Below are 15,085 nucleotides of genomic sequence, written 5' to 3'. Positions count from 1 at the left end.
CGAAATAAAAAGGCTGGGGGAGTGCCCCTGGCCTTTTATTTTTTGTTTGTAATTTGTCACATTCAAATAATGTGAATGTGAATGTTTTACGTTATACTATAAGGAACAAGCCCTAATGATGGAGTGAGAAGCTATGTGGTTAGAACTACAAATTTTTGGGTTTCGTGCACTATGGAGCCCCTATTATATGATATTTGTATTAGCGTTGGCTGTAGCTTATTATCTGCTGACCGGACCGTATCGAGGTAAATTCGGTGGTGCCGAAAAACCGACCACCAAACAACAAATATGTTTTTACACAGCAATGGTACTACTATACTTAATTAAAGGGTCGCCGGTTGATCTATTAACACATATTATGCTGACAGCCCATATGATTCAAATGGCTATCTATTATTTAATATTCCCTATATTAATCATCCGGGGTATACCAGTCTGGATTTGGAGAAAGTTCCTTTCGTTTCCGGTTATTAAACCTTTTGTAAAATTATTTACAAAACCACTTATTGCGTTACTATTGTTTAATACATTATTTTCTCTCTACCATATTCCAGATGTCTTTGATTTTGCAAAATCCTCACCAATTATACATGCAATTGTATCTACTGTTATCTTGGTAGCTGCATTTATAGTATGGTGGCCAATGGTAACACCAGTAAAAGAATATGATACCATCCCGCCAATATTAAAAATTGCGTATATCTTTGCGAATGGAGTCTTAATAACACCTGCTTGTGTGTTAATTATCTTTGCGGATGTACCGTTATTTGCTACTTATAGCGATGGAGGAGCATGGATTCAGGCATTAAGCTTATGCGTGCCAGTTGACGTTCTTAACGGGTTATCAGGAGCTCTTACTGGTCCTGAGATGTTTTCACCAATGACTACATTAGAAGACCAGCAACTTGGTGGAATTATTATGAAGCTAATGCAGGAAATCACATACGGGTGTGTTCTGGCGAGAATTTTCTTTACCTGGTTTTCACGTGAGAGCCTTAAAGTGGATCCAATACCAGAACCATCATCAACTAATTAAAGTAAGAAAATGGAGAGGACTATTTAAACTATGCCGTTATTACCGACAATCAGTACCTTTTTTATTGTCCTAAGTGCGATACTTGTAGCATTTGGATGGCGGTTTATTATTAAAGGGAAGCCGAAAAAACATAAGAGGACGATGATAGCAGGTGCAATCAGTGCATTGATCTTTTTTATCATTTATGCCTCCAGAACAGCATTTATTGGAAATACAAGTTTTGGAGGACCGGATGATATAGAAATTTACTATACCATATTTCTGATTTTCCATATTTTCTTAGCAACAACGGGAGCTGTCTTTGGTGTAGTTACCATAACATTGGCTTTGAAGAGGAAAATAAGGATTCATCGTAAAATTGGACCAGTTACCAGCATCATTTGGTTTTTCAGTGCTATTACGGGTGTTATGGTGTACTTGCTATTATATATCATTTACGATGGTGGAGAAACGACCAGCATGCTAAAAGCAATATTAGGTGGTTAAGAAATATCTATAAGAAACGGAGACACAGGCGTGTCTCCGTTTCTTATATTTTTATATTCCACTTTATTATTCCGGCCTCTTTTGCGGAATTAAATGTAATGACCACCAGCGGCCCAATAATAAAGCCTATTAAACCGAGAATCTGAATACCTAAAAACATTGCAATTAACGTGGCAAGGGGGGACAGGTCAATATGCTTACCCATTACCTTTGGCTCAACCGTTCTACGTATTGCCAATAAGATTATTGCTAAAACTGCCAGCTTTACACCAGTTGAAATGTCACCGGACAACATCATAAACAATGACCAAGGGGCAAGGATAATGATCGACCCGATTAATGGGATGAAATCAATAACCCAAATGATTAATGACATGATTATAGCGACGTTAGGTGCAATAAAGAATAATCCTATTAACGAAGCCAGAAATATAATAACACTTACCAGAAACTGCGCCTTTAAAAAACCTAACGTTACAGTGGAGAGCCGTTTGTTCATAAAAGAAACTTTCTCGGCAGTCTCTGTCGTCATCAGTTTATAAAAATTTGTTTTTAGTACCGGTAATTCCAGCATAAACAAAAACAAAGCGATTAAGTATACAAGAAAACTGATTAAGTATTGTGGTACCTTTGCAAAAATTTCTGCTATGTTATCAATTGTTATTTTTTCTTTTGCCGTATCACTTAAGGAAGTTAAATTCTCTTCCAGGCTTTTGGATATTTGATTTACAAATTCAGGTGGTAAGTTCTTTGAATAATTTTGGAAGTTATCTTCCCACTCTGCATACATCGCGTTTAATTGATTAAAATGCTCAGGCACATCCTCAACGAAGTTAACTACTTGGGTAACTGCCTTCGTAACAAGAAATGTTCCGGTTAACCCAACTAAAACTAAAAATAACATAAAAACAATAATTACAGCACTTTTTCTAGTGAGTTTCAGATGTGTTTGTGTAACCCGTATTAATGGATTTAGCATTAGCGCTGTAACAAGTGCAACAACTAGAGGCACTGAGATTGGCAAGATAAAATAGAAGGCCAGAATTAACAGTAGCCCAGTAATAATAAGTTTCCATTGGCGTTTTGTAATAGATCGAAACAATGTATTCTGATTTCTCCTTTCGGAAGCATTTTCAGCATATAGTAAAAATATAGCATGTAAGGATTAAAATGAACAGAACTAAGGCAATTATAAAAAAACAACTGCCCAAAAAAATTCTGAGCAGTTGATCTTTGGTAACACATTCGGATGAGCAGTAAATTGCGGTTAGATAAAATTTTGCCTTATTGTTGTTTATAATGATCAATTTCCACTTTTAACTTTTCAACTATACCTGTAGCCCTTTCTACTAAGCTTTGCGGAAAATTTTCATTCTCGCCGTATTCAACACCGTGTGGATAGTAGTGTTTTCCCAACAGTGGGCTCATTAACTTAATTACTGCATTACCACGGTCTACATCACCTTCAACAGCATAGCCTTGAATGCGAATATAATATGTAATATTTTTTTCTTTGGAACCAATTTTGTAGTCATAAGTTACTCGATCATAATCCCATTGACCTGCACGTATAAAGGCATGTTCACCCATAAAGTGGTCAAGTGGTTTTAAATCCAAAATTGAATCTTCAATACCAGTTACTTCTAATTTCATTATTTACACCTCACATAATTATCCTTACTATCACTATAATAGTACGAATCGTGTGAAGTTGCAATTGAAAAGAGAATTCAGGCAGGTTGATTAAAACACTTGAATATCTAAACTGTTGAATATCCTACTAGATGTCACTATATGAAATAATAGAAAATCTGCATGGTATTAAAAGCTTCTACATATAGTTATGTTATACATAATCCATCTAAAATTAGAAGAAGGAGACACCTACATGCAATTAATTCGGTTAATTATTATACTTTTGTTACTAGTTTTTGGTGGTTACTATCTATTAGATATGTATGATGTCACGCCAAAGGAAACTGCAAAGGATTTTAGCGAGAATCTACAGAATAAAACAAGTAATCTCAAGACGAAAATAATACCTGATCGAAAGGAGTTAACCGGTTATCTGGAAGGGGATCTTTTCCATTGGATTGGGAAAACGACTGGGGAACTAGCTGAAAGATTTGGGGAGCCAATTCGGAAAGATTTAAGTGCATATGGTTATGAATGGTGGATCTACACAGATGATACGAAACAATATATTCAGTTTGGTGTGTCAGATCACAAAGTAACATCAATCTATGCTACCGGTGATGATTTATCAATGGCTCCAATCAAGGTGGGACAGGCGTACAACGAAATAAATAAACAATTTTCATTTGAAGATAAGGTGACATTAAAGCAGGGAGTTTCCTCCTATACCTTTAAACTAAATGAAAAAGAATTGAGAATGCGCCCACTAATAAAAATAGCTGATAATGTTTTTTTACAGTGCTATTTTGATACATTTACTTCCAAGTTATCATCCATACGGGTACTAACGGGTGAGGTTCTGCTGAAACAACGTCCTTATTCTATTGAATATCGGGGAAAATTACCAGCAAAGCCAAACCTGTCTGAGAAAGAGTGGAAACAGGTTGAAAGCGGCATGGAAAGACAAATATTTTCGATAACAAATGTAATGCGTGATCAACACGGAAAGTCTAAATTAAAGTGGGGTGACCCGGTTAGTAAGGTCGCTTTTATGCACAGTAAGGATATGGCCGTAAATAACTATTTTTCTCATTATAGTTTAAATGGAAAGGGACTTAAAGAAAGGTTGGCGTCTAAAGAGGTTTATTATCTTGCTGCGGGTGAAAATATTGCCGCGCAGTATCCCGATGCACCAGCTGCCATGCAGGGCTGGTTAAACAGTAAGGGGCACCGCAAGGCATTACTGGAAAATGATTATACACATCTAGGTGTAGGTGTTTACCATTTTTACTACACACAAAATTTCTTACAAAAACCTATGTAAGTGTTCTTAACAAGCCTGAGAAAAATCGTTCTTCTCAGGTCTTTTTTTAAAATAAGAATGTATAAAATATGTCCGGGCAAGCACCCATTTAGAAGCTGCTTAATTCATCCGCTTCTAAATGGGTGCCCTAGCTTTTCTTAATGGTTATGTACACAAATAGTTACGGTTGGGCATAAATTAGGAGTAACAGCAGGTATACAATCATAGGGGTGATTTAACATGGGTGAAAAGGAATTAGACGCATCTATTTTGGAATTTCGAGGGTTTTTAAATGATCATCCGCTGTTGCGAAAAAAAGTTAGAAAAAGCGGAGAATCGTGGCAGCCTTATTATGAAAAGTGGGTACTGCTTGGGGAATCAGACCCGTTCTGGGATAAATATAAAGAGGAAGATGGGAATAACGGAAAAGAATCCAATGTTATAGCTAAGCTGCGCAAATGGACGGAAGAAACAGATATGGATCAGATACAAGACCGTATGAAGCAATGGGATCAAACAATATCTATTATTCAAGGCATGTTAAACCAGTTCCGGGACGATAAAAAAGAAAAGGTAGTTAATCGTGGATATCATGATAATAAATATAGGGATTGAGATGTGAAAAATGGATAAGAATTGCTATCATTATTTAAAATCAAAGCCTGCTTTATTAAATTTTGTTCGGCATAACCCAGAATGGTACCGCTATCTTACACGGGATCCAAATAAACTAGTGGAAATTGAAAAGGAAGCGAAAAAGTTTTACGGCAAAACATGGCCACAGCAGGTGGAAAAGGCATCTAGTCAGTTTTCCATGATGAAGATGCTTGTTCAATTAGCACTAATGGATGATTAATCGATAATTATCCATTCTCATAGCAACAGGAAAGTGATAAGATGATAGTGGGGGTGATGGTGATGATTGGAACTACGGAGATTGTTAATATTCTTGATCGTTCAGAGGCTCTTGGTAAAATGATTTTACAGTCGGATGTAATGGAAGAATACAACAGTTCCCAAAAGGCACTAAATGAAGACAAGGAATCTCAAAGGCTTATCAAGGCTTTTGCTGATATAAAGGATCACTATCAGGATGTTCAGCGATTTGGGCGATACCATCCGGATTATAGTGTGATCATGAAGAAAGTACGCTCTACAAAGCGAGAAATGGACATGAACGATAAAGTTGCGGCATTTAAGATTGCCGAACGAAATCTCCAAAAGCTGCTGGATGAAATAAGTCAGGGTGTAGCAATGAGTGTTGGCGATAATATTAAAGCACCAAAAGACGGAGCAGCTTTATCAGATGGCGGATGTGGTTGCGGGTCTGGCAGTGGCGGTTGCGGCTGCAAGGCCTCCTAATATTGCAACAACTCCTATTATTTGGTACACTATTTGCAAATGATTAGGTTAGCGAGGATAGTTTATGAAAACAGAGCGGCAAGGAATCATTGTGTGGTTTCAGCATATGAAGAATTTAAAGCAAATCAGAAGATATGGGCATTTGTTGTATTCGTCTAAAAGGCTTAAATATGCAGTGATTTACGTAAATCAGGAAGATCTTGAGGATATTGAAGTTAAACTGTTAAAATTGTCATTTGTATCTAAAGTTGATCGATCCTATAAACCATTTATCCGGACAAATTATGAGAATGCTAAACCTGATAAAGCAAAGGAATACGATTATAAAATGGGCATATGAATATGTAGACAGCTGCTATCTGCCAAGCTTACAAACTTATATTAAAAAAATAAACCTGCAGAAATCATTCTGCAGGTCTTTTTGTTTTTTAAAACAAAAAGTAAAGGGAGAGGAGAAATCAGAAGAAGAACTTATGGGGAAGTAAGTCTTCTTCTAGATCGTGAAACAACCAAGCAAAGCATTTGCTGTTTCATTTTTTTAGTATGGACAGGAAAAAGATTTCTATACAACATGTTTAGTAGTTTTTTTATAAATCTTTTTATGATAGGATTAATGACGAACTATGTCAAATAGAGGTGGTCAAATGCGGGTAGTTGCTGGCAATTTAAAGGGACGGCAGGTAAAAGCTGTACCAGGTAATCAAACCAGACCTACAACTGATAAAGTAAAAGAGGCGTTTTTTCAAATCATTGGGCCTTTTTTTGAAGACGGATCCTGTTTAGATTTGTTTGCGGGCAGTGGTTCCCTTGGTATTGAAGCGATAAGCAGAGGGATGGAACATGCTATTTTTGTGGATAAACAATCAAAGGCTATACAGACGATCCATGAGAATATTAAAGACTTGCAACTAGAAGAGCGAACTGAAGTTTTTCGGACGGATGCATTCAGGGCAATGCAGGCAGCAGCAAAAAGAGAATTGAAATTCAATTTGGTTTTACTTGATCCGCCATATAAAAAAGTTGATTATGGAGAACTATTGAATGAATTAGCAAAGTTAGATTTAGTTGATCAACATGGATATATTTATTGCGAACATGATCAACGGGAAAACTTACCTGAAACACACCCAACTTTTACAGTGATTAAACAATCATCTTATGGTGGAACCATCGGTATCACATTGTATCAAAAAACTAAAAAGGAGGGTTTCGTATGAGCAGATTAGCAATTTGCCCGGGAAGCTTTGATCCTGTTACATATGGACATTTAGATATTATCCAAAGAGGTGCAAGAATATTTGATGAAGTAATTGTAGCAGTATTTAATAATCAGGGTAAGCATCCGCTTTTCTCCGTTGAGGAACGTGTGCATTTGCTTCATGAATCCACAAAGGATATACCGAATGTTAAGGTTGATTCTTGTGATGGGTTACTAATTGATTATGCAAAACAAATGAATGCTAATGCTATTCTTAGGGGTCTAAGGGCGGTTAGTGACTTTGAATATGAAATGCAAATTACCTCGATGAACAGAAAACTTGATGAGCACATTGAGACATTCTTCATGATGACAAACAACCAGTATTCTTTCCTAAGTTCGAGTATAGTGAAGGAAGTTGCAAAATATAAAGCAAATGTTTCGGATTTAGTCCCAGAGGTTGTAGCACAGGAATTACATAAAAAATATAATTGATTACATAAGATGTTGTTTGGACGGATACTCCATATCCGTTATTCCTTACAACATCTTTTTTCTTATTTGATAAGTTGTCGTCGCAATAGAATCAGGAATGCCAGCGAAATGAAGAATATGGAAATAATTGGTCCGAACATTTGTAGGTAATCAAGGCAGTGCTGCCAGAAATTCTCCTGCATATGGCCTGCAACGGGCAATCCATCCAGATTGGTAACCTTTCTATCAAGGTAAAAAGGTTTATACAGAAGTAAAATAAGAATACTTGCAAATGTGCCATGAAGAATTCTTCCAAAAAAATAGGGGAAGAATCTTAAATCAGATTTCGCTAAAATGCTAGCCACCTGGGCCTGAATTGAAAATCCATTAAACCCTAATATAAAACTTACAGCTACCACCTTGGCGATTAATGGATCTGCTGTCGCCTTGGTAATCATATCAGAGCCTATTGTTATTTCAAACAACCCTGAAAAGATAGGCAATGCTAATTCAACAGGCATTGAAAATAGATGTAATATCACTTTAAATATGCTTGCAATCACAGGTGAAATGCCAACTATATATAGAAGCTTGATAAATACAGAGAAAATGATAATAAAACCGCCAACCATTACAAGTGTTTTGATCGAATTAATTACAGCATCACCAAAAATTTCTCCAATTGGTCTTGGGTCCTTTAGGCGGGTGGAGTGCATTTCCTGGAATGCCCGGACAATGGAGACTTTTTGATCCTCGTTTCGATTCCGCAGGCTGCTTTCTTCTCTCCCGTAGAACCGCATGCAAATTCCAACTAGCGCATTTCCGCCATAATGGGCAATTGCCAGTAATATACCAAGTTTAGCATCATAAAAAAAACCTACTGCCACAACTCCAAAGATAAACAAAGGACTTGAGGCATTTGTAAAAGAAACTAATCGTTCCCCCTCTAGTCTGGTAAGTTGCTTTTCTTCTCGCAGTCTTACAGATATTTTTGCCCCGGTCGGATATCCGCTTGCCATTCCCATTGCCCACGCGAAACTTCCAACGCCTGGTACGTTAAACAACGGTCGCATAATAGGCTCACATAAGACACCTAAAAACTTTACAACACCAAAGCCAATTAGTAGTTCTGCAGTTATAAAAAAGGGAAGAAGAGAAGGAAACACCTTTTCAAGCCACATACTTAAGCCGCGTAAACTCGCTTCAAAAGCCTGATCCGGATATGTAATTAAGGCGAATGTCATAAATAAGGTTGTACCAGCAAAAAGCATCGTTTTTATAACCTGTTTCAAATTAAAGCCCCCTACCTGAATGAGCTCATCCTGTACATATTTTTTTGATAGTAGTAGAATGATTTTAGCTTGTTTGATAAAATTAGTTTCCATGATTTGTTAAGTAAATCATACAAAAAATGGATACAAGCTATTATCACTATACGCTTTTGGTTCATCCATTTATGCCTAAACTTTGCAAATTAGAAATGTTCACATTGATTATGCAGAAGGAGTTTTTAGATGAAATTTACGAAACGCCATTTGGTATATTTAATTATTATAGTCGCCATCGCATTTTTTCTTTCAACATATAAATTACCGTATTACATATACAAGCCTGGCGATGCAGGTGCATTAAATCCAGTAGTCAAGGTTGAAGATGGATTTGACAGTAAAGGAGATATGCATCTTGTAACAGTTCGCGGAGGACAGGCTACACCAATCCAGTATGCCTTGGCTAAGGTTATGCCGCATCATGAGCTCCATCCGATTAAGGAAATAAGACCAAAAGGTGTGACCGAAGAGGAGTATTTTCATGTTCAATTACAAATGATGGAAAGCTCACAGGAAAAGGCCATTGTGGTAGCATATAACGCTGCAGATAAGGAAATTGAAATAAATTATAATGGTGTTTATGTTGTAACTACAATCAAAGGAATGCCGGCTGACGGAATCCTGAAATCAGGTGATCGAATTGTAGGTATGGATGGCAAGACAGTTAAGAAATCTGAAGATCTTATAAAGTATGTTGAGGGCAAAAAAGCGGGAGAAACAATTAAACTGAAAATTGTACGCGGGGATAAACACCTCACAAAAGAAATTGAACTGGAATCTTTTGAAAAACTGGATGATAAAGTAGGGATAGGTATTCAGTTGGTCACTGATCGCAGTGTTGACGTTAATCCCGAGGTTACATTTTCAAGTGGCAACATTGGTGGCCCGAGTGCCGGGTTGATGTTTTCACTGGAAATATATGATCAATTAACGGAAAAGGATCTTACCAATGGATACCAGATTTGTGGTACTGGCGAAATTGATTATGAAGGAAACGTTCAACGTATTGGAGGTATTGATAAGAAAGTAATAGCAGCGGATGATGAGGGTTGTAAAATTTTCTTTGCACCGAATGAAAATGGTGCTGAAGGATCTAACTATGAAGTAGCGAAAAAGACTGCAGAAGAAATTGGAACAGATATGAAAATTGTTCCGGTGGACACTTTTGAAGACGCACTACATTATTTGCAAAAATTAAAGTAAAAAACGAGAGGCTGGGACATAACTACTCAAGGACGAACAATCACAGGATAGACAGTTTAAAACGTTACTTTTTCAATAAGCGACGTAACTAAAAATCATGTTTGGCGTCCTGCGGTCGCTGCGGAAAAACACTACGCTTTCCGTGGGCTCGCGCTGAGCCTCCTCGATAGCAAAGACCGCTATCTCCAGGGTCTCATCGTCTCACTTTCAAGGCCACTGAAAAAGTGGTGGACTTTATAAATTTAGCTTTTCACCTTTACCTAGCATCTTGAATATACGGAGCCTCCTGCGGGAAGTGAGAGATCGGCGAGACCCCGGAGGACGGCAGTTAATGAAGCCCGACTAAAACCGCCCTTTGCGGGCAACGTCGGCTACCCCTTGCCGGGGCAAGGAGGCTCGTCACTCGCCCGCGGAAAGCGCAGTATATTCAAGATGCGATGATAGATCCACATGTTTGTGTACTATCTATACCTTTTTCAGTGGCTTCGAGCGTGAGCTCGAGGAGGCTCACCAGCCGCCCGCGGAAAGCGACTGCCCATAGCGGAAATCACGTCGCTGTTACGTCGCAGTTTATGGACAATTCGCAGTAAGGTTTACAAAAACAGCCCAGAAAAATATCCGAACTAATCCAAATTCTAATTAAAGAATTTGGAATCATAGTTCGGATTTCTCTGTTACTGAATCACTTTTGTCTTAGCCTCTTTGCTATTTAAGAATAATAGGGGGGCCGAGTTCCTGTCCGATAAATTTTCGTTGTAAGGATGGATGAAGAACACTATAATATGCATTACTTGCCTTTTCTTCAACTGCCAACAAAGGATCAAGGTTATGGGATAGCTTAGAAATAAGTGGTACATCCATTTTCTTTTTCTGCTGATTCAAATACGCCTGGCCCTTCTTAGTCATGCCCAATAACCGTACATATGGTACAGTTGGATTCTCTTTGACAGGTTGTATGTCTTCTTTTTTTGTATTTGTCAATATATGTATAAAAATTCGTTGAATCCTTGTCCAGGTATACCGTTTCGTTTTAATGGCCTTTATCCAATCATAAAGCGACATGGCAAATTGTGCAGTTTTTTTGATACGGTATTCAAGACCTTCATCGACACCATGAATCTGAGCGAGCTCAGTTGCACTCATTGTTATGACCCGGTAATGCAATAAATAAAAATAGTTTTCAAAGTTATGCCATATATTCGTATTATCATGGTACGTTTTCAATTCCTTACTGGTTTCTTCAGGCATGGTAACTGCGGTTTGTTCGGTAATACTGCCATCATGAAAAAGTTGTTTGCGAATGCTCGTAGCACTGGCAATGGAGTTACGAATTGTCTGATCGTGGTATCCGCTTTTCATTCGTTGAACCGTAAAGGGTCTGATAGGCAGGCTTTTGTCAAGAATTGTTTTTACGTAACTAAACCCTAGAATATTATTTGGTTGAGATAAATCCATTGCATCTGATGTCAATCCAATTTCCTTGTAGGCATATTTACTTGCTTCCGGAAAAGCTAGTCCACTCGTTAAATTTTCCTGTAATTTTTCTTTAAAAATTGCTTCTCTTTCTTTAAAGATTTGATAGCTTGATATAAAATTAGATGTAGTACCGGATTCACTGCCAAAACAAATAGAGGAAACACCAATTTCATTTAGCGTTTGAACAGAACCTTTGGCGAAGAGATCGCTGCTTTGAACTGCATAGACATACGGCAATTCGAGTACCAGATCAATCCCGCTTGCTAAAGCTGCCTTGGTTCGATAGAATTTATCAATAATGGCTGGTTCTCCGCGCTGCAGGAAATTCCCACTCATAACGGCTATCATACAGGAAGCACCTGATTCTTTCTTCGCCTCATTTAAATGATGTTGATGACCATTATGGAAAGGGTTATATTCAACTACCAAACCACATGCGTCCATTTAAAACAACTCCTCACTAGTAATAGCCTCATTGTACCAAAAAAATGGGAGTGGCGCACGATTATAAGGATAAATGGTGGAGATACTAATTAGACGGTGCAACTTTTATAAAGTGTAAAGAAAATATGTTGACAAAAGTTGATTTTCCTTTTAAAATTACTCTTGTTGCCTAGAGGTGATAATTATGCAAATTGCTATTGGAAAAATTAAGCGAAGTACTTATAATGAACCCTTTCAGTTCGAGGAATATGTTGATGTTTCAGAACTCGAAAAACTAAACAATGATATTCGCAAGATAGAACCGGTTTACGTAAAAGGGAATTGTTATATTCAAGGAAACGAAATTATTTCTTCTTTTACGATTAAAGGTGAAATGATTTTACCATGTGCAAGAACACTTGTAGATGTTCCATTTCCATTTAACATTCATGCCGAAGAAGTGTTTACCCTATCTGCATACTACGGAGAAGAAGAAAAAGTGAATGAAATTCATCCAATTACTGGTGAAACACTTGACTTAACGCCGTATATAAAGGAAAATATTTTACTAGAGGTTCCATTTCGGGTATTTTCCGATGATAAGGAAGCACAGGAAAATGCTACTTTTAATGGTGATGGCTGGGAGTTTGTGACTTCCGATGAAAAAAAGGAAACGATTGATCCTCGTTTCAAGAAGCTGAAGCGATTATTTAACGATAATGACAAAGAGAAATAAGAATATATTCAGTTCAAATTTTGTTTTGTCAATTGAAGGAGGTGTAAGTCATGGCAGTACCAAAAAGAAGAACGTCTAAAAAAGTAAAAAACCAACGTCGTACTCATAAAAAATTACACGTACCTGGCATGGTAGAATGTTCAAACTGTGGTGAATTAACTAAACCACATCACGTATGCAAATCCTGTGGACATTACGGTGGAAAAGAAATTAAAGAAGCATAATTAAGTTAACAGACCGCGTAAATTGTGGTCTGTTTTTTTAAACCTTATTAATGGACCAGTCTAGCTCGGCAAGCCAAGATTTCAAAAAAACAAAATAAAGTAGGGATGATAGTGTTTAAAACGATCCAATTTGACACGTTTTCGGAAGGATATAGTATAATTGCTTTAAATCGGCCAGAGAAAAGAAATGCAGTTTCAAGTTTAATGGCCGAAGAATTAAGGGAAGCAATAAAGCAGGCAAGGGAGTTGGAAATCAAATTTTTAGTTATTACTGGATCAGGCGATAAAATGTTCTGTGCCGGCGGAGATTTACAGGACTTACACGGGGAGTTAACCCAGATTGATGCATTTCATGAATTATATAAAATGAAAGAAGTGTTATATGATATCGTTTCCTTTCCTGTGCCAACCGTTTGTTTATTGAATGGTGATGCAGTTGGTGGCGGGTGTGAAATTGCTACTGCTTGTGATTTTCGTATCGCCAGGGAGGCAACGAAATTTGGTTTTGTTCAAACAAAATTAGGGATCACTCCTGGTTGGGGCGGTGGTGCATTGTTATATGAAAAAGTTCATCCAAGCTTTGCCTACACCTGGCTAATAGAAGCTGAAAAATATGATGCATCATTTTTAATGGACAAGGGTTGGATACATAGAATGGTTTCTACTGAAATTTTTGAGGATCAAGGGGTTCTGTCTCCCTATATTTCTAAATCCTTGGCGCAAATGGAAATACTGGATAGACAGTATAAGCAAAAAGTTGGTGTGCTTGGGCTGTCCGCTTTAATGGACGATGAGGTGCGAAACTGTGCCAAACTATGGGATTCGGAAGAACACGTGAAAGCTGTAAGTCAATTTTTAAATAAATAAGGTGTAATAGAAAAAGTTTATCGCCAAAATAGTAATCAGTTAGTCTATCACTGCTACTTTTCGCATACATTTATAGCAAATAGTTAAGGAGTGATGGTATGAATCGTACGCGACAGGATGCTTGGTCAAGTGATGAGGATGTAATATTAGCTGATACGGTACTAAGGTATATACGTGAAGGTAAAACACAACTAGAAGCATTTAAAGATGTAGCAAATCAACTATCCCGCACGTCAGCTGCTTGCGGATTTAGATGGAATGCAACTATACGAAAAAACTATCAGGACGTAGTGAATACCGCTAAAGAGGAAAGAAAAAACAGGACACATAACAGTGCAGTGAATTTAAAGGAACATAGAATTGAAGGTAATCAGGAAACAATCGAAACCGCTATTTTACTGCTGGAAAATATGAAATCAGCCTATTCAAGTGAAAATAGCATTCAACATAGGGAACAAGCGAATACAGTTAAAAAGCTGGAGGAAGAAAATAATCATCTTAAAGCTGTTATAAACCGTTACGATGAAGCGTGGAAAGAGATGGGAAACCTTTGGAGCTGGGTTAAAACTTCGGTGAAAAACTAATAAGTGACCGGCAGCTGCAGCCCTCTCTTAACATTTCCGCTAAGAACTACTCTTGAAAGCCTGAATTTATAATATTTTCCCATGGAAAAAAGACATGACTGATGTAAATGCAATCAATCATGTCTTTCTCTTTCACAATTAGTCCTTCTTAATTTTCTTTTTCCTTTTCTTTTACGCCGGCAGGCATCCAAATATATGGATTCTGACCTAAGTCCCGTTCCATTTCATATTTTGCTTGTTGAAAGTCCATTTCTTCCCAGAAACCCTGGGAATTTATTCTTGGATTTGTTTTGATTGGCAATTGATCCTGTTTTGCAAACTCCACTAATGCTCTTCCATAACCATTTCCGCGGTAATCGGGTAACACTTCCAATTTCCAAAGCTCCAAATAGTCCTGGGCCGGTTTAAAGTAAGCATCATATTTCGCCCTCACCTTGTATAAACTCATTCTCGCTACCAAATTATTTCCATAATAAATTCCGTAAAATGGCGATTCACTGTCATTTTCCACAATGTTGCTTTGTAAGTCCTCGAGCATAGAAAGCTCCTGATTTCCGTAAGCCTTAAAGTGTTTGAACTTTTCAAGTGTTTTATAATTGATTAATAATTTTTCAACTTTGATTTGATTCATCATTGTATCCCCCTTCACTTTCCTTCTTATATAATTCAATTATAGTATAAACGAATTCAGAATGAAACGAAGAGGATGAAAATATCATCGTAAATTTTGGTTACAAGATAGCAATTGTT

19 protein-coding genes are annotated in these 15,085 nt (G+C 37.3%); 14 read left to right on the top strand and 5 right to left on the bottom strand.

The features are described from left to right. Positions 1-133 precede the first annotated feature (133 nt). Positions 134-1,036 (top strand): cytochrome c oxidase assembly factor CtaG, encoded by a 903-nt coding sequence (ctaG, locus tag CFK37_RS16315; RefSeq protein ID WP_089062870.1) that lies wholly within the window; start codon positions 134-136, stop codon positions 1,034-1,036. 30 nt (positions 1,037-1,066) lie between these two features. Then, entirely contained in the window at positions 1,067-1,522 is a 456-nt protein-coding gene (locus CFK37_RS16310; protein WP_089062869.1) for a DUF420 domain-containing protein, read from the top strand. Between the two features lie 43 nt (positions 1,523-1,565). Here the strand turns inward: CFK37_RS16310 and ytvI are convergent, their stop codons facing one another. Further along, on the bottom strand, positions 1,566-2,624 hold the full coding sequence (ytvI, locus tag CFK37_RS16305; RefSeq protein ID WP_089062868.1) for a sporulation integral membrane protein YtvI: 1,059 nt from the start codon (positions 2,622-2,624) through the stop codon (positions 1,566-1,568). Between the two features lie 182 nt (positions 2,625-2,806). Further along, positions 2,807-3,175, bottom strand: a complete 369-nt coding sequence (locus tag CFK37_RS16300) for a YugN family protein (RefSeq protein ID WP_089062867.1) — start codon at positions 3,173-3,175, stop codon at positions 2,807-2,809. Between the two features lie 235 nt (positions 3,176-3,410). On the opposite strand from CFK37_RS16300, the gene CFK37_RS16295 reads away from it, so the two are divergent. From CFK37_RS16295 to coaD, 7 genes are all read left to right on the top strand, one after another. Beyond that, a complete protein-coding gene (locus CFK37_RS16295) occupies positions 3,411-4,481 on the top strand; it encodes a CAP domain-containing protein (RefSeq protein ID WP_089062866.1) in 1,071 nt (356 codons plus the stop codon). 219 nt (positions 4,482-4,700) lie between these two features. Continuing rightward, complete coding sequence (ylbD, locus tag CFK37_RS16290) at positions 4,701-5,075, top strand: spore coat protein YlbD (protein WP_089062865.1); 375 nt, start codon at positions 4,701-4,703, stop codon at positions 5,073-5,075. A gap of 10 nt (positions 5,076-5,085) precedes the next feature. Continuing rightward, complete coding sequence (locus CFK37_RS16285) at positions 5,086-5,316, top strand: YlbE-like family protein (protein ID WP_089062864.1); 231 nt, start codon at positions 5,086-5,088, stop codon at positions 5,314-5,316. A gap of 62 nt (positions 5,317-5,378) precedes the next feature. Then, a complete protein-coding gene (locus CFK37_RS16280; RefSeq protein ID WP_089062863.1) occupies positions 5,379-5,822 on the top strand; it encodes a YlbF/YmcA family competence regulator in 444 nt (147 codons plus the stop codon). A 64-nt stretch (positions 5,823-5,886) separates the two neighbouring features. Next, positions 5,887-6,162 (top strand): YlbG family protein, encoded by a 276-nt coding sequence (locus tag CFK37_RS16275; RefSeq protein WP_089062862.1) that lies wholly within the window; start codon positions 5,887-5,889, stop codon positions 6,160-6,162. 304 nt (positions 6,163-6,466) lie between these two features. Further along, complete coding sequence (gene rsmD, locus CFK37_RS16270; protein WP_089062861.1) at positions 6,467-7,039, top strand: 16S rRNA (guanine(966)-N(2))-methyltransferase RsmD; 573 nt, start codon at positions 6,467-6,469, stop codon at positions 7,037-7,039. Then, positions 7,036-7,515 carry a pantetheine-phosphate adenylyltransferase gene (gene coaD / locus CFK37_RS16265; RefSeq protein ID WP_089062860.1) on the top strand — a complete coding sequence of 160 codons (480 nt, stop codon included), beginning with the start codon at positions 7,036-7,038 and terminating at the stop codon, positions 7,513-7,515. The genes rsmD and coaD overlap by 4 nt, the downstream gene beginning before the upstream one ends. A 62-nt stretch (positions 7,516-7,577) precedes the next feature. Here coaD and ylbJ read toward each other — a convergent pair whose 3' ends face one another. Then, positions 7,578-8,786, bottom strand: coding sequence for a sporulation integral membrane protein YlbJ (ylbJ, locus tag CFK37_RS16260; RefSeq protein WP_172840519.1), 1,209 nt, complete (start codon positions 8,784-8,786; stop codon positions 7,578-7,580). Positions 8,787-9,008: 222 nt separating this feature from the next. Between ylbJ and CFK37_RS16255 the strand changes: the two genes are divergently transcribed. Continuing rightward, positions 9,009-10,025 (top strand): SepM family pheromone-processing serine protease, encoded by a 1,017-nt coding sequence (locus CFK37_RS16255; RefSeq protein WP_089062859.1) that lies wholly within the window; start codon positions 9,009-9,011, stop codon positions 10,023-10,025. Between the two features lie 705 nt (positions 10,026-10,730). Here CFK37_RS16255 and CFK37_RS16250 read toward each other — a convergent pair. Further along, positions 10,731-11,945 carry a nucleotidyltransferase gene (locus tag CFK37_RS16250; protein WP_089062858.1) on the bottom strand — a complete coding sequence of 405 codons (1,215 nt, stop codon included), beginning with the start codon at positions 11,943-11,945 and terminating at the stop codon, positions 10,731-10,733. Between the two features lie 184 nt (positions 11,946-12,129). Here CFK37_RS16250 and CFK37_RS16245 point away from each other — a divergent pair, with 184 nt between their 5' ends. The 4 genes from CFK37_RS16245 (at position 12,130) to CFK37_RS16230 (ending at position 14,335) form a co-directional block, all read left to right on the top strand. Beyond that, entirely contained in the window at positions 12,130-12,660 is a 531-nt protein-coding gene (locus CFK37_RS16245) for a YceD family protein (protein WP_089062857.1), read from the top strand. A 50-nt stretch (positions 12,661-12,710) separates the two neighbouring features. Continuing rightward, on the top strand, positions 12,711-12,884 hold the full coding sequence (gene rpmF, locus CFK37_RS16240) for a 50S ribosomal protein L32 (RefSeq protein WP_089062856.1): 174 nt from the start codon (positions 12,711-12,713) through the stop codon (positions 12,882-12,884). Positions 12,885-12,989: 105 nt separating this feature from the next. Next, positions 12,990-13,751, top strand: coding sequence for an enoyl-CoA hydratase/isomerase family protein (locus tag CFK37_RS16235; RefSeq protein WP_089062855.1), 762 nt, complete (start codon positions 12,990-12,992; stop codon positions 13,749-13,751). A gap of 98 nt (positions 13,752-13,849) precedes the next feature. Continuing rightward, complete coding sequence (locus CFK37_RS16230) at positions 13,850-14,335, top strand: RsfA family transcriptional regulator (RefSeq protein WP_089062854.1); 486 nt, start codon at positions 13,850-13,852, stop codon at positions 14,333-14,335. Positions 14,336-14,483: 148 nt separating this feature from the next. Here the strand turns inward: CFK37_RS16230 and CFK37_RS16225 are convergent, their stop codons facing one another. Next, positions 14,484-14,966 carry an N-acetyltransferase gene (locus CFK37_RS16225; protein WP_089062853.1) on the bottom strand — a complete coding sequence of 161 codons (483 nt, stop codon included), beginning with the start codon at positions 14,964-14,966 and terminating at the stop codon, positions 14,484-14,486. Positions 14,967-15,085 lie beyond the last annotated feature (119 nt).

The sequence above is a fragment of the Virgibacillus phasianinus genome (genome assembly GCF_002216775.1).
Classification (GTDB): domain Bacteria; phylum Bacillota; class Bacilli; order Bacillales; family Amphibacillaceae; genus Virgibacillus_F; species Virgibacillus_F phasianinus.
The sequence above is the reverse complement of the archived record's forward strand: the minus strand, read 5'-3'. Positions and strand labels throughout refer to the sequence as shown.